Raw genomic sequence first — 22,895 nt, forward strand, 5'->3', positions numbered from 1 at the left:
CGCTTGTACTGTCTGATACTTCGTTTAAACAGCCTATTATCATTACCGATACGCTACATATAGATCAGGATACCCTATACGTACGGGTGAAAGGCAATATCACTTTGCAACGCGACACAGCTTATAAAGGGCCCGCCTTATCTATAGCTACAGATAGTAGGGTAGTGATACTGGATAATTTAAAATTTAAAGATTTTAGCACAGGCATCGAACTTGGGAATACCGGTTTGTTTTTGAAGAACACGCAGTTCATTAATTGCAAATTGCCTGTTCAGCGTAAGTATGACTTGCCTGACAGCAAGGCTGTCAATGCTGATTTCCCGGCCACGAAAGTAAACCCACAACCCGCTAAACCCCAAACCACTGTTAAACCGAATGGAACCCGATAAAATACAAACGGTAAGCCGTTGGAAGGAACGCATCTTCCTGCTGCTGATAAGCGTTCTGTTCGTGTTTTTGTTCTTTAGGCTGCACACGGTTTTGCAAACGCGCTTTACCGATGTAGATAAACGCCTGCAGGATGGCACCATGATCAACCTGAACGCGCCCGACCCCGCAGGGCAGTTAAAAAAGCTGCTTACCAAAGGATATTATTTTGAAGATAAGCGCGACATAGATCTGATAACCACAACTGTTGCCAATGCATCGGCTGGTACTACGCAGGTTGATAACATAGGCGAGCTCAACAAGCGCAAATACTTTATTGGCGCGGACGATGCTTTTGTAAAGGGCGGTAAATCGTTTAAAAGCAGGGTAGAAGCTTCGCAATCATTGCTGGGCTATACCGGCGAGGATTCGTTGCTGTTTGAGAGTGAAAAGAATAACCCCGTTAAAGTGCCGCAGGAAACCGATCTGGCCCTTGGCGAAAAAAGCATCAGTGTAAGCATTGTCAATAAAAAACAGCCTGTATCCGGCGTTTTGGTAAAGCTGGAAATGATACTGCCGCAGGATAGTATTTACAATGACGAAGAAATTGAAGACGTTAAGCTGATAACCGAAAATGGTAACGGCTTTAAAAAAGTATTTATACCAGATAGCGCCGGTAAAAAACATTTGCAAAGCTTAACAGCCTATGCCCGTACCAATGAGCAGGGCATTGCTGGCTTTAAAAACCTGCCCGAAGGCAAGGCCTTTAAAGTATTGCCATTACAACCCGGTTACCAGTTTGGTACATCGCAAGGCATCCAAAGCCTGGATGATGATGTCAGCTTTACGTTTACCCAACAACCGCACACCATCAGGCTTTTTTCTACTAAAGATTTTAATATCCTCAAAAAGGAAAAATCGCTTATCATCCGTACTCCGGTCGAGTTTAATAAATGGTTCCTGATTATATCGGGCAGTTTTATAGCCGTATTTCTGCTGGTGCACATCATCCTGTCGTGGAAGTTTAGCACAGCTGACCAGTTGATATTACCGGTAGTGATGATCCTCGCGGGCTTATCATTTTTAACACTGTTGAGTTTGCAGGATCCGCTACGCGATAGGTTTTTAGCTAAAGATATGCTGGCTTATCTCGGCATTGGCCTGGTTGCTATGCTGGTGATGCTGCAATTTAAATTGCGCCGGTTTACGCCCGATTCGTGGATCTACCGTATGCTGGTGTTTAAGCATAACCGCAACGCGGCAAACGGCTGGCCATGGGTAGTGCTGGCAGCAACCCTGCTGGCCATGACTATTAAGTTTGGTACCGGCCCCGAGGGTAGCGGCGTTAAGGTAAACCTGTTCGGCTTTCAACCAAGCGAAATTGTTAAATACTTGATCATCCTTTTCCTGGCGGGATTTTTTGCCGCTAACGAAAAGCTGATTAGCGAATACAGCAGCTGGAATAAACGCTGGCAGTTCTTCTCATTCGCTTTAATTGCCATATTGATAACCTTGTTGCTGTTCCTGTTATTAGGTGACTTAGGCCCGGCCATGGTGGTATGTTTTACCTTCATTGTGCTATTCTCCTTCTCCCGTGGCGATTTTATGTTTATGGCAGGGGCGGTAGTGCTGTACGTCATCGTATCATGGGTGATAAAGAATGTTTGGCTTTCGGCGCTGATAACAGCGGCTATTGCTGCGTTATTTATGGCGTTCAAACGTAAATCAATAAGCGAATCGGCTATGATGGTGCTCATTATCATGGCGGCGTTTTTAACCATAGATCAGATCCCATACTTAGGCAAGCTGTTCCCCGGACCGGTGCAGCGACTTGTGGACCGCAAAGCCATTTGGCAAGATGCCTGGAATAACGAAGTTTATGGTGGTGACCAGGTAGCCAACGGCCTTTGGGCCATGGGCAGCGGCGGCGTAAGCGGCCAGGGCGTAGGCGAAGGCTTTGCTAAAACCATCCCCGAAGCGCATACCGATATGATCTTACCATCCATGGGCGAGGAGTTCGGGTGGACAGGGATAACCTGTATCTTTATCTTGTTCCTGCTTTACCTGCATCGCTCCATCATCATTGGGCGTCGAACGGGCACACCATTCCTTTTTTACTTGTGTGCGGGGATAGGCATCTCCACATTCGTCCAATTTATGCTGATAGCGGGCGGTTCAACAGGGGCGTTGCCACTTTCGGGAGTATCGTTGCCGTTCCAAAGTTATGGTGGGTCGTCATTGGTAGCCAATTTACTGGCATCCGGGTTCTTGCTCTCGGCATCATTGGTCCGGGGCACGCCTGTACAAATGAATTATATATCGCGCCAGCAGGATAAAAACCTGGTGCCTGCGCTGCTTGGCGCTGTTGCAGGTATTGTGCTGCTATCGATAAATGTATCGCGCTATTCGTTCGATAATAAAAAATGGGTGGTGAAACCCGCATTGGTGGCCGATAAAAGCGGCGCGCGTATGTTTAGCTATAACCCGCGCATTGCCATATTAATGAACCGCTTAGAGGCTGGTAATATTTACGACCGCGACGGCGTACTGCTGGCTACCAGCAAACCCGAACTGGTGATAAAACAACACCGCAAACTGGTGCAGGCGGGTGCTATTGGGTATAACATAGATTCGGCTATGCACAAGCGGCTCGACAGGTATTATCCTTTTGATGAGCAGATGTTCTTTTGGACGGGTGACGCCAATACGGGTGTATTCAACGGTAGTCCGAATGGTTATTTTGCTGAGTACGAGCACGCAGCCGAACTGCGCGGCTTTAAAATGCCGACCGAAAAATATAACGTTACCGCTAACCGCTACCGCGAGGACAGGTTTCTGGCCCGTGGTGTAAAAGAAATGACGGTAGTTAAGCGCGATTACAGCGCTATTGCCCCACTTCTTTTGGCAGGTATCAACAGTGCCGAAGTGGAGGCCTTTAAAAAACGAAACCGTGATATAAAACTAACCATGGACGCGGGACTACAAACCAGCATCCAAAACTCGATAGCGCAGGATACCTCTTTGCTGGATAACCGTGTATCTGTTGTGGTGATGGAATCAAACACCGGCGATGTGCTTACCTCGGCCGTATACCCGCTGCCACCCGTGCACGATTGGGAAAAACTGACCATGAGCTACGCCGAACAAAACCAGTTAGATACCTGGACAACCACGCAGGACCTGGGCTTTACGCTGGCAACCCAGCCCGGCTCTACCGCCAAGCTGGCAACATCCATCGCATCATTTAATAAACTGGGGCTGGCTGCGGCTAACCGCAAATTTAATGTGGCTAGTTTCGAGCGCATCCGTACCAAAGGTGTAGAGCCTGATGAAACCGGGCTGATCACACTGGAGCGTGCCGTAGCCAAATCAAACAACGTATATTTTATTAAGCTGGCTAACGAGGAACATTTGCAGGAGCAAATGGCTACTGTTTATATGAAAACCGGTATGTTTTTACATGGGGTAGGAGGTTATTACTATGGACGCGATAAAGAGAACGCCGCGCAGGAAGAAAAATGGCGGGAGTTTTGGCGTAAAACCGAATTTAATACCAAGCCAAAATATGATCCGAATAACATTCGTAAAACAAGGGCCAAGGGTATCTCGGGTATGGCGTGGGGGCAGGGTGAACTGATAGCTACCCCTGCTTCGGTAGCGCGTATGGCTGCGGCTATAGCTAATCATGGCACGATATTGCAAAATAGGTACGTGTTGAAAGTGAATGATTCGACCGTTAAGGTTAAGCCGGGGACTAAACTAACCAACGATCCTCAATATGCCGCCCTGCTTCGCCAGTATATGATAGAGCAAAGTGCACCAAAAGAGTGGATACTTGGCCTTGCGGTAGCAGGTAAAACCGGTACGCCAGAGCGGATCTGGAAAAAACAGCAGATAAACGATGGGTGGTACGTGTTCTTCGCGCCGAAGGAGAACGGTACGGGCAATATTGTAGTTTGTGTGAGAATAGAATCAACAAAAGGTTCATCTGATGCAGTTAGGCTGGCAGCCAATCACGTGATCCCATTCCTCAAAGAAAAAGGATACATTAAAAGCATCAAAGAGCAAACAAGTGAATAAGCCTTGGGTTTAGCATAATATATAATTGATTTTAGGGTTCAATAAATAGGGCATTATTTTAGAAAAGGTTAAACAACAATTGCGCCGTAGGTGCAAAATGTCGGTAGAAATTAGGATTAGGATATTGTGTGTGCCGTTAGGTACGCTACTTAGCCCGTTGATGTTCCGTACCTGACGGCACGGTGTTTTGTTCTGTTGTTTTGCTACCGACCTTTGACCCAGATGGGGTCAGCTTGTTAAGTTAATGATATTAGGTTCAATAATAAATAATAGTACTACGTACCATCATGTTCAATTTGTTCAAAAGCGATAAGGAAAACAGGCCTGTGGATGTAAAAAGCATCCGTTATGAGTTGCTGCAATTTGTTAAACAGGAGCTACAAAAGGCCGAAGGTGGGGAAGGCGGCAATATCAAAGGCTTAAACCTTTTTATCAACTGCCCATCGTCAGAAAAAGCGATGTATGAGGCCGCTGTTTATACAGAGGAACCTGAACTGTTTAAAGACGAAGTACAGCGTATTGCTGACGATTACGCCGTGAATCTGCCCGAAATCTGGCTGATGGAGGTGATATTCGACCAGGAATTTCCGGAGGAAGCTACCCGGTCTAAAAAACTGGATGTTGCGTTCTTTATCAAAACCAGTAAGAATTTTATCAAACAAAGCGCTACCGCTTACCTGCGGGCATTAAGCGGCGAAACCGATCAAAAGGAATATACCATTACTTCGGATGGCGAGAAGATCCACATCGGCAGGGATAAAAAAGCACAGGGCGATGATGGCTTTTTCCGCACTAACCAAATTGCCTTCCCGAGCGACAGCACAAATGAAAGCAATAAATATGTAAGCCGCCAGCATGCCCGTATTGAGTGGAATAACGATGCAGGCCGGTTTATGCTTTTTGCTGATGAAGGTGGTGTGCCACCGAGGAATAAGATCAAAATACGGTCGGAGAAGAGCGAGGATATTATCAAACTAACCTCAACACATATTGGTCACCAATTACAGGAAGGCGATCAGATCATTTTGGGTGAATCGGCAGTGTTAGAGTTTAGTTACCAACCAGCAACGAATGAGTAAAGTTTTTACTATAACAGAAGGGTTAGAGAATCTTGGCGCCCTGCGAACGGGCGGGCAGGGTTCGGTGTACAAAGGTCGCCGCATGGGGCCGGTGCTAACCGCCGTAAAACTGCTGCCAACACCTATACATTCCGAAAGTGAGGAGGATAAAAACTTCCGCAACTTTAGTAATGAAGTTGCCAAACTGCAAAAGGTAAATGAAGAACCTAACCCCAATGTAGTAAAAATATTGAGTTCGGGCATTACCGAGAGTGGCTCACTTCCATACATTGAGATGGAATACATTGAAGGCCCCGACCTTTGTGAACTGCTACAACCCCCGCACGAAAAGATCTTTATGCTGAAGGAGGCTATCCGGGTGGCTGATCAGTTGGCCAATGCCCTGGCGCATTGCCATAAGGTAGGGGTAAAGCACGGCGATGTAAAAAGTAATAACGTAAAGTATAATATCCATACGGGCAATTATGTATTGTTGGATTTTGGCCTGGCGATAATGAGCGAGGAAGAACGCCGGAGCAGCATCCGCCATGCGGGAGCAATTGAATTTATGGCCCCCGAGCAGCACGACGGCGCCATGCTGCTGCAAACGGATGTTTACAGTTACGGTATAATTTTGTATGAACTGCTAACAGGCAGCGTGCCTTTCCCGCTTACGGGCAACGGCGAAACTGGCCGTAATGCCATTATGCTGGCGCATATGGAAATGCCCGTGCCCGATCTGCGCGAGGCTCGTAAGAAAAGTCTTCCTGATAGTTGGAGCACCCTGAAACAAACCCAGGAACTACAGGTACCCCAATGGCTGGTTGATGTGATTGATAAATGCCTGCAAAAATTGCCCGAGGCACGTTTTAAAAGTGGTGTTGAATTGCATGAGGCCATTATAAATGGCAGCCTTGCCGCCGATGGTAAACTGAGTACTACGGCTATACAAGCCGAGAACGAGCGCCTGCAGCACATGGTAGCACATTACCAGCAGGACGAGGAGGCGAAGGATAAAGAGCTGTCGTCTGTTAAGTTTTTGGCAGGAGAGGGGGGGATAAAGTATAATGAAGCGAAAGGTATTTATGAGCGCGATAAATCGAAAGTATTATTGCCGAAAAGCGCGTTTGGCCTGGTGTTAACCCTTGGCGGCATATTTATGGTCTTATTTTTCTACTCGGCTTTTTTTAACAAAGAGGAAGCCTCAGGGAACGTTATTCCAATATATGTTGATGCCCGCGATTACCTGAAACCACCCTTTATGGCCCGTGCCTACAACCAGGATAGTGTAGCGAGGGTATTATATAACCGTAAAATAGCAGCTGCACGCAGGGCTGCTGCAAACAAGGCTATAAAGGCCACAGTAGATTCGGCAATTATAAAAGCCACGCCTGTTAAGAAAAAACGTAAAAAGTTTCTGGGCATATTTTAATCCCATTGATACTACTGATGCACCGATGATGAGAAAAGTATTATTTGCGTTATGTATTATTTGCACCTGCCTTGCTGCCGAAGCACAGAAAATTAAACCTTTTAAAGTTTTGGCCCTGTATGAGAACGGCGGCCACCATGTAGAATACTCTAAACGGGCAAAAGTTTGGCTTAACCAATTGGCCGCGCAAAAGGGATTTACTATTGATTTCATCCAAAATACGGATAAAATTGACGACGCTTTTTTGAGTGACTACCAACTATTTATCCAGCTTGATTATGCGCCATACGCATGGAAAGATAAGGCTGCCAAAGCATTCGAAAAATATATCAACGAAGGCAGGGGCGGCTGGATAGGCTTCCACCATGCTACATTATTAGGTGAGTTTGACGGTTACCCGATGTGGGATTGGTTCTCGGCCTTTATGGGCGGCATTAGGTGGAAGGATTACATAGCAACCTTTGCAAAAGGCCGGGTGAATGTAGAAGATAAAAAGCACCCGGTGATGAAAGGCGTACCGGCATCATTCATGGTAAAGCAGGAGGAGTGGTATACGTATGATAAAAGCCCGCGGCCAAACGTGCATGTACTGGCCAGTGTAAATGAAAATACCTACAATCCGCAGCAATTAAAAGTGAAAATGGGTGACCATCCCGTAGTGTGGACTAATCCGCATTATAAGGCGCGCAACGTATATATTTTTATGGGGCACTCGCCAATCCTGTTTGATAATCCGGCTTATACCCGGCTATTTACTAATGCTATTTTTTGGACGGCGGGTAAATAAATTGCTTTTCGGCAAGGGTGATATTAAGGCTTCTAAAGATATTTGCGTCAGGCTGGTTATCAGTATTATTATATTTGCCATCCATTAAGCTTTGGCCTGTTGTGCCAGGGTTACTTCCATAACCTAAAGGCCATTTGGCTTTCGTTTCGGGGATACTTAATCCTGCAAGGTTTGCCGCTTCCAGGCTAAAATCGGTACAGTTGTTATTGCTGAGGTGATACTCCAGATCGCCATATTTTTTGGTGAGATTAAGGATCTTTTCAAAACTCTTTTGAGAGATAAATTTACCTACAACTTCGTCCCATTTGTGGCCGGCATCATTTTTAAACTGGGATTCCGATGATGGGTCCCAAGGCGTGGCAAACAAGATCTTTTCGCTTTTTGGGTAAAACCCGAACGAACATGATACATAGGTAGAATCGGCATTGTATTTTATCAGTGTGATAAAAGTATGGCCGGTATTGCTAAATACAAAAACCTTTGGTTTGCCCGATACGGGTTGCTTTACATGGAAGAGCAGGGCATAGGCTATAGCGGGTTTTCCATCGTTAAATGTATTTGAAATACGTTTGTAGTTGGTGTATTTACTTTTGGTGGTTTTTGCTTTTTCGGCCTGTATGCTTAATAATGAGTCGTCTTTGGTGTTAATGGGCAGTTCGTCCATGTTTACCCTATCATCTGCATCGACCAGTTTATCTGCATTTTTTTTAGCTTTTTTGTTTTCGCGGTCAATGGTTTTAAAAAAGCATTTCATAGCCAGCGGGTACAGCTTTAGCCTTGCAAACAGGTTGGCGAAACGATAGAGGGCTTTGTTGTTTTTTTGGTTTTCGGCTATGGTGTTACCCAACTCAAGCTGTTTTAAATAGCTCATCAACTGTTTACGCTCCTGCGATTTGCTCAGGTTAAGAGAAATTGTTTTTTGTAACGAATTATCGTCATCATCGTCAAAAACACTAAAAGCTTTGGCTGGTGCGCTTGCAACAGTGTACTCTTTGTTGTCAGTAAATGGTATGGTTTGTATAGTGTCGGCCTTATCCTGTTGATAAGGCATCGACGCCGAAAGTTGGGCATGGGCCACAAAGCTGCTGTTTATTAGCAGTGCTAATAGTATCAGCTTAAAATAAACGGATCGATAAGAGCTTTTCATATTAATATTGTGAATTGATAAGAGTAACGCGTTTAGGCGGGGGGCTTCCTATCAGCAACAACAATATGTGCGTTTAATAACTTAACCGGAACATTCCGGTTGAGCCATTCGTGATAAATATAATAACTAATACATCCGCCTGCAAAACCTTCACATTAATTTTACAATAATTAACATTTTGCATTATTATATTTGTTTTCCAAGCTAAGTTTTATAGCTATTAATTAAAAAATGATGAGCCAAGACCTGCAATGCCCAATAGAGCATGTAAAAGTGAACGAAAATAAAATAAGGATAGTAGCCTTATTAGTGCTGTTTATGGGTATCTGGTTCCTGTTAACAGGGTACAACTGGCTTATTATGTTACTGGTGTACGATTTTTTTGTACGCGCTTTTTTTATCCCGAAACTAAGCCTGCTTGGCGCACTGGCCAATGTATTGGTTAAGCTTTTTAAAGTTGCTTATAAACCAACCGACCGTGGGCCCAAGCGCTTTGCCGCTGGCATGGGTTTGGTGTTTGTAACCACAATGCTTATCGCAGCTATTTTGGGCTGGGTTGTATTATTGGCACCGCTTGCTATAGTGTTATGCATTTTTGCTTGTCTGGAATCATTCGCGGGGCTTTGTGTGGGCTGTTATTTTTATATTGGGCTGCAAAGAGTAAAAATATTATGATAGAAATTAAAAGGGCCTGCTTATAATAAGTAAGCCATTTTGACTATAGTTACAATATTTTAGTTTGTTGCGCCGCCATTCACTAAAAGGTGCTGGCATTTCAGGAATAGCAATACTTTTCTTTGTAACAAAGCCGTTGCTTTTAAGCTTTAATGTGCTTGCTTTTGGGGGCAAAGGCCTGTTTTTGAGTCTTACTGTTATAAACCTATATAATGAAGATCAAAAACTTTTTAGCACTGCTACTACTAATAGCTGCGGGCAATTTTGCCAAAGCGCAGCAAACCAAACCGTTAACAAAGTATGTAAACCCTTTTATTGGTACCGCACCGCTTAACGACCCAAAGGTGCTGGGCTACGCATTGCCAAAAGGCTGGCGCTCATGGGCGGGCCTGGTTTACCCGGGCAGTTCTTTGCCAAATGCTATGGTGCAATTAAGCCCTATTACGGCGTATGGGTCGGGCGCCGGCTACCAGTACGAGGATAGTGTGATATATGGTTTTACGCATACCAATAAAGGGCACTGGAACCTTTGTAATATCCCGTTACTACCTGTATCAGGCACACACGAAAAATTCAGTTCCCGCTTCTCGCACAAAAGGGAAAGCGCAGAGCCAGGGTATTATAGTGTGTACCTGCAAGATTATAAGGTGAATGTAAGCCTTACCTCTACCTTAAGGTGCGGCTATCACCGGTACGCGTTTGACGATAACACAGGCAGGCAAATTCTTTTCGACCTTGGAAAAGCCAATAACCGGGTATCGGCCTGGCATATAGAGCAGGTTGGGAATGCCTTGCAAGGTTACCAGGAAGCAGGCGAAGGCCGTATATTTTTTTACGCGACTATTAATACTCCGATTGAAAGCTTAGATAATAAGGAAGACGGCAGCAAAGGCGGCCACGCTTTAGTGCGTTTAAGCGATAAAGGGAACGGCCCTGTGGATGTGAAAATAGCGCTATCATATGTAAGTACTACAAACGCCAAACAAAACCTGGAGCAGGAAATAGGTGCTAAATCATTCGATATTATCAGGAAAGAAGCTTCGCAAAAATGGGAAGCCACCTTATCTAAAATTAAGATCACAGGAGGAACCGCTAAACAAAAACAACTTTTTTACTCATCGCTGTACCGGTCGTTGTTATGGCCCGCTTTACGAAGCGATGTTAACGGCGAATATACCGATGTTAAAAATCAGGTTGTTAAAACCGATTTTAACTATTACACTATTCCATCTTTATGGGATACTTACCGCAATAAGGATGTGTTGTTGAGCCTGATATCACCAAAAATAACGCTTGATGTGATCAAATCCATGAAAGATATGGGTGATAAGACCGGCTTTATCCCAACCTTCTTCCATGGCGACCATGCAGCATCATCTATAACTGGCTCTTACTTGCGTGGCATTAAAGATTTTGATGTGAAGGGCACCTATAAACTTTTGTTACGCAATGCCAATGTAGAAGGCGGAACGCGCCCATTCATTAAAGAATATATAGAGAAAGGATACATCTCAGATAATGAGGTAGAAAAGGGGGAGGTGGAGACCAAAGGCAAAGCAGGTGTATCTAAAACGCTGGAATATGCTTATGATGATTACTCATTGGCGCAACTGGCAAAAGCCCTTGGTGATACAGCCAACTATCGCATCCTGCTGGCACGATCTAAAAACTATAAGAACGTTTTTGATAAGTCAGTTAACTTTATGCGTGGCAGATCAGCGGAGACCGGCAAGTTTATCAAAAACTTCGACCCGGAACACCCCTATTACGAATACATGTTCAGGGAGGCAAATGCATGGCAGGTATCATTTTATGCCCCGCATGATATGAATGGCCTTGTGGCGTTGTATGGCGGCAAGAAAAAGTTTGAAGCAAAGCTCGATTCGCTTTTTACTGTGCCCTGGAACCCCAATTACATTGCACGTAACGTAGAGACGATGGTAGGTCAGTATTGCCAGGGTAATCAGCCCGACCATGAGGCACCGTTCGCTTATTATTTTGTAGATAAACCCTGGAAATCGCAGGAGAAGATAGACTACATCCTGAATCACCTTTACGGAATTGGCAAAGAAGGCCTGGAGCTTTCAGGGATGGATGACGCGGGCGAAATGTCGGCATGGTATGTATTCAGCTCGTTGGGATTATATACCTTATCGGCTACCGATCCGCAGTATTTGGTTACTGTTCCGTTGTTCGATCAGGTAAACTGGAAAACCAGCACCGGCAAACTATTAACTATAAAACATATAGGTAAGGGCCGTAAACTAAGCGCAATAAAGGTAAACGGCAAAACCGTTGCCGGTTACTTTGTACCGCACAGCTTATTTACAAACGGTGGGATGGTAGAAGTTATCACCCGCTAACAACGGGCCTGTCATCTTCACCGGGTATTTTATCCGGTGGGAGTTCAACAGGTATGTCATCTGGGTTTTCCTGCGGTATACCGGGTTCTTTAGGGTCGTTCGGTTGTTTTATTTCCGGTTGCTCTTTTTTATCCGGCATCTCTTCAGGTTCGCCGGGGAATGTTTGATGTTGTTTGCCCATAGTTTAACTACAAACCACATGTTATTAGGTTTGAAGACCTGCTAAAATACATTGCATAAAAAAGCCGGCAGGAAAATCGTTCTGCCGGCTTTTTGTTTTTGATGGATACTTACTTGTTTGTATAATAAGTAATTCCAGGTGCGTTATAATAAATCTCAGGCGCTTTGGTTTCGGTGTTTGATACCGGCAGCGTTGGCCTGGCTTTTGCCTTTAGGGTGATGCTTGTACCCGGCACAGCGTAATCTGCTGCCAGGCCACGGCCTATTACCGTATAATACCTGTTTGGCGCCAGTGGTATATCAATGGTAATACTCCCAAAGGCGGTTGATGTACCTGTCAATGCCATCTGAAATTTATAATTGGTTGTACTTGCCGGGTTAACATCTATCGGTACAAAATCTGTCACTGTACCATAGCTTGTATTGGTAATTAGTGTTTTTGTTGCTATTGCAGCACCGGCTAAAATAAAAGTGCCGTTCAGGTCTACAGGTGTGCCGTTGGGTACCATGTTGGCGAAACGTATAAACGCTTTGCTGGCAATTGGCGCCGGGAATTTATCCTCAACAACTTTAACTGTTAATCCGTTTGTACTGCCGCCTGGTAAGCCCATCAAAAATGCCGAGTACGCACCGCCATCAGTAGTGGGTTGGGTAATCTCGCCTGCAACTGTTGTGGGCACTAAGGTTTGCGGATTGTTTAATGCGGGTTTTGGTGTGGCTGTTACAAACTTAATATTTGTACTACCGGGCTGGCTAACCAAGTAATTACTTGATGGGAATACCCCTAAATACGGAAAGCCGGTAGTTATAGAGGTTACGATCATGTTATCCGTTACCGAATAGGTGGTAATGGCCGATACCTTTGTGCCGTTCACGTAACCATCAACTGCTGGTACGCCGGGTGCCGCGTGTATCAGTTTTATTTGTGCACCCTCAGCCACATCGCCCTGCTGCGTTATTTTGGTTTTGGTGCAACCTGCTATTATTAAAAGCAGGCTGCAAGCTATATATAATGTATTTTTCATGTGTATAGATGTTACGGTAAAACAAACCATGGTTTTTTAGTGTGATAATCCGGTTCGAGGGCACCTATCAGTTTAAGGGCCGGTACATTCCAGATGTATTCAGAATTATACCTGGGCCTTAGCAGGTATACCTGCTTGCCTGCGTTATCGGCATAAATAGTGGTTGGCTTTACATATCCCTGGAAATATTGGGTGCTGTAATCATACCTGCGCATATCAGACCATGCTTCGGGCGCCCCCCATACAAACAACGAAATGAATTTTTGCTGCAGGATATCGCTCAGTTGTAACTGTGCCGCAGTTTGGCGTACTGATGGCCCTGTCATATAAGCATCAATGGCTGCCTGGCTAATATACATTTGTGTGCCCGTTAGTGAACTGGCAAGAGGCGGGTTGCTCACAAAATCAAGCGCCCCTAAAACACCGTTTTTGTAAGCAGTATAAGCACCATCAGGGTCGCCTTTTTTAAACAGCGCTTCGGCCACAAAAAACTGCACCTCGGAGTAGGTCATCAATACCCCGCGCGAATTATCATTAAAAATATATTTGGCCGCTGCTGTACCGGAGTTGGCAGTAGTTGCACCCGCCATTACACCTACAGCCAAATTAGCATCAGCGCTGCTTGGGTCGCCAAGCGGTGCAACTACGCCACGGTAAGCGCCGTCTTTACTTGCAGCGAGTAGCAGTGGCAAGCGTGGGTCGGCAGTGATATCTTGCGTAGCCGCGCCCGCAAGTATGCGGCCATCTAATAGCTTAACCATAAAATCCGACTGACGGAAACTTGGTAAGTTGGCCCGGGTTGGCCCCCAAAAGTTAGCATCGCCTGATTGCGAACCGGTACATTGTACACTGGCATTATCGGCATTGCTCACAAACGAGCTGTCGGCATATTTCTTAACCATATCCGGCTTAAATGTGGCTTTATTACTTATATGTAGCATGTTTTGAGCCAGTATGGCATATACAAATTTTTTCCATTTAGCCCGGTCGCCATAGTACATATAATCGCCCTTGGCAAGTTCAGGACCTACGGTAAGCCCGTCGGTTTTAACAGCAAGGTTTAAATAATCGAGCGCTTTCTGGCAGTCTTTTACCACCTCGGCGTATACATACTCAGGAGCATCGTACTTAAAAGTAAGCTTGGTAGGGTCGTAAGCTTCTTTAACAACCATGTAATCGTATTCGTCAGATCCGTTTTGCCAGCCCCATGCACGCAGGGCCCAGCATACGCCAATGTAATCGTATTTATTTTTCGCTATGGCGTCCTGCTCCATCAGATTTACATTTTGGCCAAGGCTAAAGTAAACTGTGCGCCACATTTCGCCGCCCGAGTCGCTACCTGGTACATAACCTTCCTGGTCCCATACATTATTGGCTGTTGGCGCGCCCCATATTTGGGCATATTGGCCTATGTAACGGCTATCGTACCAGTTGCCACGGGCCATGCCGGCTAATATTGGTGGCAGCAAGGTGCTGGCATCTACAGCGGTAGGCGCGTTGGGGTTATTGTTTATATCGATATATTTTTTACAACTGCTTGCCAGGCTAAGGCTAAACAAGGCAGTAATGGTGTATATAATTTTTTTCATGAGTAATAAGCTTATAATTTAACCCTTAAACCAACAGAAACTGTGCGGGGAGACGCCAGTGTGCCGTAATCAAACCCGGCAGAACCTGAACCTCTTGTGGAGGAGTTATTGCCATTCACATCCGGATCGGCGCCTGAGTAGTTGGTGATCAGGAACACCTCGGTAGCGGTAACAAAGATGCTTGCCGCTTTAAACACTTTTTGACGGGCAAGCATGCTTTGCGGAAAAGTATAGCTCAGGGTAACATCTCTTAACCTTACCCAATTGATATCGTGTTCTACAAAATCAGATTCAATAGCGCCCGAGTAATAAGCGGTTTGGTTGTAAGGCGTAACCTGTATAGTATTCACGGTTGGGTTGTTGCTGTTTTCGTTGCCGTCTTTTAACACGCCGGGTATAATGCGTGGCTGCATCCTGTCTAAAGTGCGGGTGCTTAAACCATAACGCGTAAGGAACAGTTCGTTACCATTAAATACATCACCCCCTTTGCGGATATCGAGCAGGAAAGACAGGTTGAGTGCTTTGTAGGTGAAGTTGTTTCCAAAGCCGATAGTAAAATCGGGCTGCCTATCGCCGGTGGTAACAAATGTGTTGTTTGATATAGGCATCCCACTGGTAGGGTCAACCAGTATCTGGCCTTTATTATTCCGTGCATAATCGTAAGTGGCAATATTGGAAAGGCTGCTGCCCGGGAACAGGCTTGAGCGGGCGTTAGCATAGATCCAGGTATCAGAGTTGTAATATTCGGGCAGGTCGCCCAGGTTTATCACTTTGCCACGGTTTAGGGTAAAGTTTACAAAAGTGTTCCATGTAAAATCTGACGATTTAAACGGTACGCCGGTTATTTGTGCTTCTACCCCGCGGTTGCGGATCTCGCCGCCGTTAACCAGTTCCAGTATATAACCCGATGCGTAGCTGATACGCGGATCAAAGATCTGGTCGGTAGCGCGGTACTGGTAAAAACTGAAATCGGCACCCAGACGGCCGCCAAAGAACTGTAACTCGGCGCCAAAATCAAGCTGGTAATCTTTTTCGGGGCGTAAATTGGGGTTGTTGCCTGTAACATCATAGGCGAAACCGCCGCCTGTTGTGGCCTGTTGTATAACGCTCGATTTGATCTTGTAGGGCGCATAGGGGTCTTTACCCACACCCGCGTATGAGAACCTTAATTTACCATATGATAGCACTTTATTATCCTTTAAGCCCGGCAGCTCGGTGAAGATAAAGCCTGCACCAAAGGACGGGTAAAAGAAAGTGTTGTTGTTGGTGCCCGAAAGGCGTGACGAATAATCATTCCTGCCGGTGGCATTTAAGGTGATCATTTCTTTATACACGATACCTAAACGGGCAATTTCACCTATACGGCGTGTCTCGAAAAAGTTGCTCGAGTTACGCTGCGTGGTAGGGGTGGTATTATTGATGGTGTTAAAATCGGGCTGTAAAAAGCGCTCACCATAAGCGCCATTTATCTGGTCACGGTTATCGTAAATTTCGGCACCTACGGCAAGTGTTGTACGGAAATCGCCGAAATTCTTTTTTATAGTAGCGAATAAAGATCCGTTTGTAAGCAGGTTGTTGTCATTATAATTATCGATAATACCGCCTGATGAGATCCCGTTGGTAGCAGCGAAACTATTTAAAGCCGAATTTTGATATGATGAACTGTACTGGCTTAACAGGTTATTGCCGTTGGTAGTGTAAAAATCAACACCAACCAATGCGCGCAGGTTTATCCAGCTTGCCGGGTCGAATGACAGATCCACATTGGCTATCATCCTGTTTGTTTTATCGCGGCTAATGTTTTTGTTGGCGTCCCATAGCGGATTGTCAAAATCTATCGTTCCATCGGTAACCACATTGGTTAGTTTTGGCGGCAACAGGGTACGGCGGCTACCATCGGGGTTAAGGTAATTGCGTACATCATCATTTGTTGGCCATGCCAACGCATTAATGTAGGTGCCCGAGTTGCCTTTATTTAACTTACGGTTATCGATGTTGAAATAATTGAAACTGGCGCTGCTGGTTAATTTTGAACTAAGCTTAGCCGACCCTGCAAATCGCAACGAGATCTTGTCATTATAAGCCACGGGCAAAACGCCGCCCTGGTGCCGGTATTCGGTTGATATACGATAGGTAGCCTTGTCGTTGCCGCCTTCAAGCGCCAGGTTATGCTCTTGCGAAAAGCCTGTTTGAAAGATGTTTTTCAGATTATCATACGTTGTTGTGCCGGGGGCGTAAGCCGGACCAAAAGCGGTCCTCACCAGTGGGTCAAGGTTACCTGACGAGCCTGTGCCAAATGTTTTTTGCACCTGCGGGAAACGATACGCGTTAGAAAAGCTGAAGTTGTTATCGTAAGTAACGGCGCCATTACCGCTTTGCCCTTTTTTTGTGGTGATAACAATAGCGCCACCAGCTGCGTCCGAACCGTAAACGGCTGCCGCATCAGCGCCCTTTAGCACGGTGATATTTTCAATATCATCCGGGTTAACATCAGCTATACGGTTGGTGAAATCCTGCCTGCGGTTATCACCATTTGATGTAAGCGAGCTTTGGCTCAGTGCATCGTTTGTTACACGGATACCATCTATCACAAACAAGGGCTGGTTACTGTTGCCTATTGAGGTGATACCACGCAATACAATTGATGCCGATGCGCCCGGCTGGCCGCTTGTGCTGGTAACGGTTGCGCCGGCTACACGACCCTGCAAAGCGGTAACAAAGTTTTCGCGCTGGGTGGCTTGCACCGCTGATCCTTTTATTACCTGTACGGAGGATGTCAAGTCGCGCTGACTTTGCTTAACGCCGAAACCGGTTGTAATGGTAACTTGTTGCAGGGTTTTAACATCGTCTTGCAGCTTAACGTTGATAATATCCTCAGCGCTAATAACCCGTTCGGCGGAGATGGTTCCAATAAAGGAATATACCAGTGTTTGGCCGGTTGCTGCATTGATAGAATACTTACCGTTGGCATCAGTACTAACTGCGGTAGTTGTTCCTTTAATTTTTACGGTAACACCGGGGATGGTTTGATTGTCGGTGCTTGAGGTGACTGTTCCGGTAATTGTTTTGGTTTGCGCCATTGCCTTAAAGGCACAACAATTTACCAACAGAAGAAAGATGAGTAGAGTTTTCTTCATGAGAGCGTTTTTAAAGGTAAATAGATAATAAATTGAAATATCAGGAAATAATAGTTAATTAACAAATTAAAAAATTGTATATATGCTATTGTTACCAAATAAAATACTGAATAATAACAGATTATCTGTTTGCTTTTATTGCGAGAGATTTCCCTTGTGGAAATTTACTTATTGTGAGGGTGGTGCTAGATTAATATAAAAGAAAAGCCCGGTTAAACTACATTGTTAACCGGGCTTTCCTTTTTAGCAGATCATTTATTTATCCCACCATACATGGGTTGATAAAGCATCGGGGCCTTGCCTTGCAATCACTTCGTTGTAATTTGCTTTGTTAAGGTCGTTTTCCGATTGCGGATACTGCTGCCTGCGCGGGATATGCTTATCGGTATTCAACGCTGTCGGTACAGGGTCTAACAGTTTAGGGAAGCCGGTACGGCGATATTCTGCCCATGATTCCCAGCCATTGCCAAGGTAATTTGCCAACCATTTTTGGGTAATTATTTGTTCAACCGCTGTTGCCGGGTTAAATACTACGCCAGCTTTAGCCAGATAGGTTGTTACAGGTGTACCCGTAACCCCATTTTGTGCTAATGATTGTGTAATAGCATTGGTATAAAATGTTGCTGCCGCAGCATCACCGCCAGGTATCCATCCTAAATGTGCCGCCTCAGCTTCCGCAAATAATGTTTGAGCATAGCTTGTCCAGGTGGTTGGTGTACTTTGGTTTGAATAAACTAAGCTTATTTGCGATACATTACCCGGGCGAAAGATCCCCTGGCTCACATCACGGTTACCTACCGTATAGCCATCCAACTCGTCGCCAGCTGCACCGTAAGGTAACCCAACATACGTGCCGCCGGCCGTTTTTTCGGCATACAACGGTAAGCGTGGGTCGGCATTAGTTTTTAATCTGTCAACTACCTGGTCGCTAACTGCGTAATCATACCTTGAGCGATAGTTGCCAAAGAAAGGGTTCTCGTTATTTTGCTCAGCAAGGTAGTGATAGGTGGCATTGTCATCATTTGAGGTCATCAAACCATCGGCAACCGCTTTTTTAAATTCGGCGCTGCCTGTTAGTGCATCAACTTTACTTAAACGTAAAGCCATCACTGCGCGCAATGTATTTGCCCAATGTTTCCATTTAGTATTGTCGCCATTAAAAAGGATATCGCCGCTAAGCGTAGCGCCGTCATCAAATTGTGCCTGCGCTTCGGTAAGTTCCTTAAACAGGTCGGTATAGATGTCTTTTTGGGCATCGAATTTTGGCGACAGGTTTTTATTGCCCTTTAAAGCTTCAGAGTAGGGGATATCGCCCCACCTATCAGTAATAGTCAGGAAAATAAAAGCTTTTAATATACGCGCCGATGCTATCTGGTTAGCGTTTGATCCAAACTTAACCGTTGTAGCCAGGTCTTTTGTGGCGGCGTCGGTGTTAAAGGTAATAATTTGCTGCAAATCAGCCAGCGGGCCGGTGTAGTACGTTTGGTAATCGTACTGTGCCAGGGCAAATCTCGATTCGTTATTATAGAACGTTTCGGAAAGGTATTGCGAGTATAATTCGCCGGCGGCGCTGTTTATGTTAGTTGTTGCGTTGCCGCCAGCTGTACCACCTAAAAATTGCAATGCGCTGGTAAGTGCATAACCTGTTGAAAGGTTAACCGGCTGGTTGGGGTTGATGTTTGTTTCGTTAGTTATCTTTTTGCACGATGTTATAACGGCACCTGCAATAAAAACTAACAGTAATTTATTAAAAAACTTTTTCATATAATCTTTTTCTTAAAAGGTTAAATTAAGGTTGAAGCCAATGGTGCGGGTAGCAGGTAATTGCCCGCCTTCGTAAAACGATGTTTGCAGCTGCGATGGATCAATGCCCTTAATTCTGGCTTTTGTGTAAATAAGCCATGGGTTTTGTGCTACGATCGAAAAACGTGCAGTTTGTAACGGCGTTCTGCCGAACCAGCTTTTTGGCAGGTTGTAACCTAAACTTACCTCTCTTAATTTAATGTAGGTGGCATCGTATGTGTACTGCTCCCAAATGGCGCTGTAGTAACCTTCGTTCAAATCGCGGGTGTCAACGTAAGTTGTATTTGGGCTGCCATCTTCATGTACGCCTTTTACTAATGTACCACCGCCCTTAGATGGGTCATCACGCCTTGGTACACCGTTTTCATTATTACCAACGGTTGATAGGGCAAGGCCCGAACCTGCAAGGTTTTGCTGTGTTACCGATACAAATTTACCGCCGTATTGGAAATCGAACGAAAAACCAAGCGTTGCGCCTTTGTAAGTAATAGTATTAGTAAAACCACCGGTAAACTTAGGCAGTATGTTACCCAGGTTTACGTTATCGTCACGTTCCGGGAAACCATCGGCATCAACAATAATATTGCCTGCCCCATCCCTGCGGAAACCTGAACCGACTAGCTGACCGTATGGCTGGCCCTCAACACTGTTAACCGAGAATGATGGTGAACCCACAAAGCCAAAACCTGTTGCACCTGCAGGCTGGTAACTGGAAATACCCGCACCGCCGCCACCTTCAGGTGATGAACGAAGGGTTGTAAAACCCGGATAAAGCGATACCACCTTGTTGCGGTTAAAGGCTATGTTGAAATTGGCATCGTAAACAAAATCGGATGTTTTAACAGGTGTACCACCTAACGAGATCTCGATACCCTGGTTAACAATTGAACCTGCGTTTATTATGATGGTTGAGTAACCTGTGGTACCGTTAACCGGCAATGGTAATATTTGATCTTTTGTATTGCGGTGATAATAGTTGAAATCTAACCTGATACGATCGCCTCTTAAAAAGTGTAACTCGGTACCTAACTCATACGCGGTTGATAGCGTAGGCTTAAGATCGGGGTTGGGCAGGCTGTTTGGTACAAACTGTACAGGGCTGCTGCCGTAAGGTACCGTGCTTAAGTTATAAGTTTGGCCGGTTTGGTATGGGCCAATATCAGAACCTACCTTGGCAACTGATGCCCTTAATTTACCGAAAGTTAGGAAATCGTTTTTAGGGATAAGGCCCGATTCTGTGAACACGAATGAACCAGATGCACCACCGTACCAGTAAGAGTTATTATTTACTGATAGAGCCGATGAAACGTCGTTACGTATGTTAAGGTCTAAATACAAGAACTGTTTATAGCCTAATGATCCGTAACCGTATACGCTGTTCACCACTTTAAGCGTATGCTCGGTATTGGTAAGCGGGCGGTCTAACGAGTTACCTACAGTATAAAGATCGGGTATTGATAAGCCACCTACTGTGCTGCTGGTAAGGTATTTGGTGACATCTTCCCTTGACTCGACAAATGCACCTGCACGTAAAGAAAGGTCTTTATTCAAGTTGTGGTTATACTCTAACGATGCTACGTAATCGTACTCTTTGTACTGATAGGTGTTCTCGCTGTATGCATCAGGATTAATGGTATATGAACCTACGCGGCTGTTGGCATCGCGGTTCAAATAATCGCCCCGGGCAATAACAGATAGTTTAAGGTCTTTAGTGAAGTTATATGCAGCTGTTACGTTACCGTATAAACGGTTGTTGTTTGCTTCGGTTGTATTGACGTAAGCTTCGGTATATGGGTTATCCCAGTATTTCGGGGTCAAATCTGTTGGGTTGGTAATATTCCAGGTAGTGTAGGTACCATCGGGCCTGCGATAATTTTTTAGCTTATCCATTTCCAGGTCGCGGTGAAACCATTGGTTAAACGAACCCGAAGTTTGTGTGCCGTAACCTTCTGCAGGTACGTTCTTCAGGTTCTCCTGGAAAACGTTGATGTTGGCGCTAACCGTAAATTTTGGTGTTACCTTTAATTCGCCGTTAAAGCTTAAGTTATTGCGCCTTTGTTTGGTGTTTGGGCTAACACCTGTACGGTTTAAATTGGTGTATGAAATACGGGTGTTATAATCGTCGCCGGCTTTTGAGAAAGCTACGTTATTATTGGTAGTAATACCGGTATCATAAAAATCCCTTACGTTGTTTGGCTGCGCAACAAATGGTTTAAGTTTACCAAAGCCAGCGTTGCTTGGATCCCAAAAATACCATGGTGCATACATAGTGCCATCCATACGCGGGCCCCAGCTTTCATCAACAGAATAGTTGTAATATTTTATACCGTTAAAATTCTTCAGGTATTCCGGGTCGCCGGGTTTGTAGTTGTATACACTCCAGGTTTGGCTGGTACCACCACCATATTCATTTTGATATTGTGGCAGGGTGTAAACCTTTTCAAAAGTTGTGGTTTGGTTAATTGATATACCTATACCTTTGTTTGTTCCCTTTTTTAAGGTAATAACCACAGCCCCTTCAGACGCGCGCTGGCCGTATAAGGCGGTAGCAGCAGGGCCCTTAAGTACTGTAAGGCTCTCAACGTCATCATTATTTACCGCGTTTGGGTCGGTAATAACGCCGTTAACCACATAAATAGGGTTACCGCCTGATAGCGAGTTAATACCCCTTATACGCACGGTTGAAGTACCAAACTTAGCACCCGAACCACCCAGTATTTGTACGCCCGCTACCTTGCCAGCCAACGAGGTGTTAAAATCTGTTTGGCGGGTCATGGTCAGGTTTTCGCCTTTAATTTGCTGCGCGGCGTAACCTAATGATTTTGCCTCGCGGGATATACCCAGGGCCGTTACCACAACTTCGCCCAGTTCCTGGCTGCTTTCTGCCAGTACTATGTTAATGGTGCTTTGCCCGTTAATAGGCACTTCTTGCGGTGTAAAGCCAATAAATGAAAATACCAGCGTTTTGCCACCCGCCGGTACATTGATGCTGAATTTACCGTTTGCATCGGTAACTGTGCCGCCCGCAGCCTCTTTCACTTTCACACTAACTCCGGGCAAAGTGCCTTTGTCTGAGCGTGCAGTAACGGTGCCGGTTACCGTTTGGGCTTGCGCTGTAACTACAGTGGCACTAAAAAATAACATAATGAGTAATAGTAATTTATTCATATTGGTTACTCCTGTTCATAAAACATTAATTAATAAAATTGATTTTGGTTGTAAAATAAAAGCCGCCTCCTACGCTCAAGAAGAC

14 protein-coding genes are annotated in these 22,895 nt (G+C 45.1%); 7 read left to right on the plus strand and 7 right to left on the minus strand.

All coding sequences use genetic code 11. The features are described 5' to 3' along the window. The 5 genes from WC615_RS13445 to WC615_RS13465 all read left to right on the plus strand — a co-directional run. Positions 1 to 389, plus strand: a 389-nt coding sequence (locus WC615_RS13445; RefSeq protein WP_372978608.1) for a hypothetical protein, incomplete at its 5' end; no start/stop codon positions are given. Continuing rightward, positions 376 to 4,446: an FtsW/RodA/SpoVE family cell cycle protein gene (locus tag WC615_RS13450; RefSeq protein WP_372978609.1), complete on the plus strand. Its 4,071-nt coding sequence runs from the start codon at positions 376 to 378 to the stop codon at positions 4,444 to 4,446. The genes WC615_RS13445 and WC615_RS13450, both read left to right, overlap by 14 nt. Before the next feature lie 287 nt (positions 4,447 to 4,733). Further along, positions 4,734 to 5,525: an FHA domain-containing protein gene (locus WC615_RS13455; protein WP_372978610.1), complete on the plus strand. Its 792-nt coding sequence runs from the start codon at positions 4,734 to 4,736 to the stop codon at positions 5,523 to 5,525. Then, on the plus strand, positions 5,518 to 6,936 hold the full coding sequence (locus tag WC615_RS13460; RefSeq protein ID WP_372978611.1) for a serine/threonine protein kinase: 1,419 nt from the start codon (positions 5,518 to 5,520) through the stop codon (positions 6,934 to 6,936). The genes WC615_RS13455 and WC615_RS13460 overlap by 8 nt, the downstream gene beginning before the upstream one ends. Before the next feature lie 25 nt (positions 6,937 to 6,961). Then, positions 6,962 to 7,723 (plus strand): ThuA domain-containing protein, encoded by a 762-nt coding sequence (locus WC615_RS13465; RefSeq protein ID WP_372978612.1) that lies wholly within the window; start codon positions 6,962 to 6,964, stop codon positions 7,721 to 7,723. On the opposite strand, the gene WC615_RS13470 is transcribed toward WC615_RS13465, so the two are convergent. Next, positions 7,698 to 8,870 carry a hypothetical protein gene (locus WC615_RS13470; protein WP_372978613.1) on the minus strand — a complete coding sequence of 391 codons (1,173 nt, stop codon included), beginning with the start codon at positions 8,868 to 8,870 and terminating at the stop codon, positions 7,698 to 7,700. The two genes, WC615_RS13465 and WC615_RS13470, sit on opposite strands and share 26 nt — an antisense overlap. 231 nt (positions 8,871 to 9,101) lie before the next feature. Here WC615_RS13470 and WC615_RS13475 point away from each other — a divergent pair, with 231 nt between their 5' ends. Together WC615_RS13475 and WC615_RS13480 are read left to right on the plus strand one after the other, a co-directional pair. Then, positions 9,102 to 9,545, plus strand: coding sequence for a DUF4395 domain-containing protein (locus tag WC615_RS13475; protein ID WP_372978614.1), 444 nt, complete (start codon positions 9,102 to 9,104; stop codon positions 9,543 to 9,545). Positions 9,546 to 9,757: 212 nt separating this feature from the next. After that, the gene (locus WC615_RS13480) at positions 9,758 to 11,908 is read left to right on the plus strand and encodes a GH92 family glycosyl hydrolase (RefSeq protein WP_372978615.1); all 2,151 of its coding nucleotides are present in this window, start codon (positions 9,758 to 9,760) and stop codon (positions 11,906 to 11,908) included. Here WC615_RS13480 and WC615_RS13485 read toward each other — a convergent pair. From WC615_RS13485 to WC615_RS13510, 6 genes are all read right to left on the minus strand, one after another. Continuing rightward, the gene (locus tag WC615_RS13485) at positions 11,898 to 12,089 is read right to left on the minus strand and encodes a hypothetical protein (protein WP_372978616.1); all 192 of its coding nucleotides are present in this window, start codon (positions 12,087 to 12,089) and stop codon (positions 11,898 to 11,900) included. The two genes, WC615_RS13480 and WC615_RS13485, sit on opposite strands and share 11 nt — an antisense overlap. Positions 12,090 to 12,198: 109 nt before the next feature. Then, positions 12,199 to 13,113, minus strand: a complete 915-nt coding sequence (locus WC615_RS13490) for a DUF4397 domain-containing protein (RefSeq protein WP_372978617.1) — start codon at positions 13,111 to 13,113, stop codon at positions 12,199 to 12,201. Between the two features lie 11 nt (positions 13,114 to 13,124). Further along, positions 13,125 to 14,702 (minus strand): SusD/RagB family nutrient-binding outer membrane lipoprotein, encoded by a 1,578-nt coding sequence (locus WC615_RS13495; RefSeq protein ID WP_372978618.1) that lies wholly within the window; start codon positions 14,700 to 14,702, stop codon positions 13,125 to 13,127. 11 nt (positions 14,703 to 14,713) lie between these two features. Further along, a complete protein-coding gene (locus tag WC615_RS13500) occupies positions 14,714 to 17,839 on the minus strand; it encodes a SusC/RagA family TonB-linked outer membrane protein (RefSeq protein WP_372978619.1) in 3,126 nt (1,041 codons plus the stop codon). Between the two features lie 255 nt (positions 17,840 to 18,094). Beyond that, positions 18,095 to 19,603, minus strand: coding sequence for a SusD/RagB family nutrient-binding outer membrane lipoprotein (locus WC615_RS13505; RefSeq protein WP_372978620.1), 1,509 nt, complete (start codon positions 19,601 to 19,603; stop codon positions 18,095 to 18,097). A gap of 12 nt (positions 19,604 to 19,615) precedes the next feature. Further along, entirely contained in the window at positions 19,616 to 22,786 is a 3,171-nt protein-coding gene (locus tag WC615_RS13510; protein ID WP_372978621.1) for a SusC/RagA family TonB-linked outer membrane protein, read from the minus strand. Positions 22,787 to 22,895 lie beyond the last annotated feature (109 nt).

Source organism: Mucilaginibacter sp. (assembly GCF_041663085.1).
In the GTDB taxonomy this organism is placed as follows: Bacteria; Bacteroidota; Bacteroidia; order Sphingobacteriales; family Sphingobacteriaceae; genus Mucilaginibacter.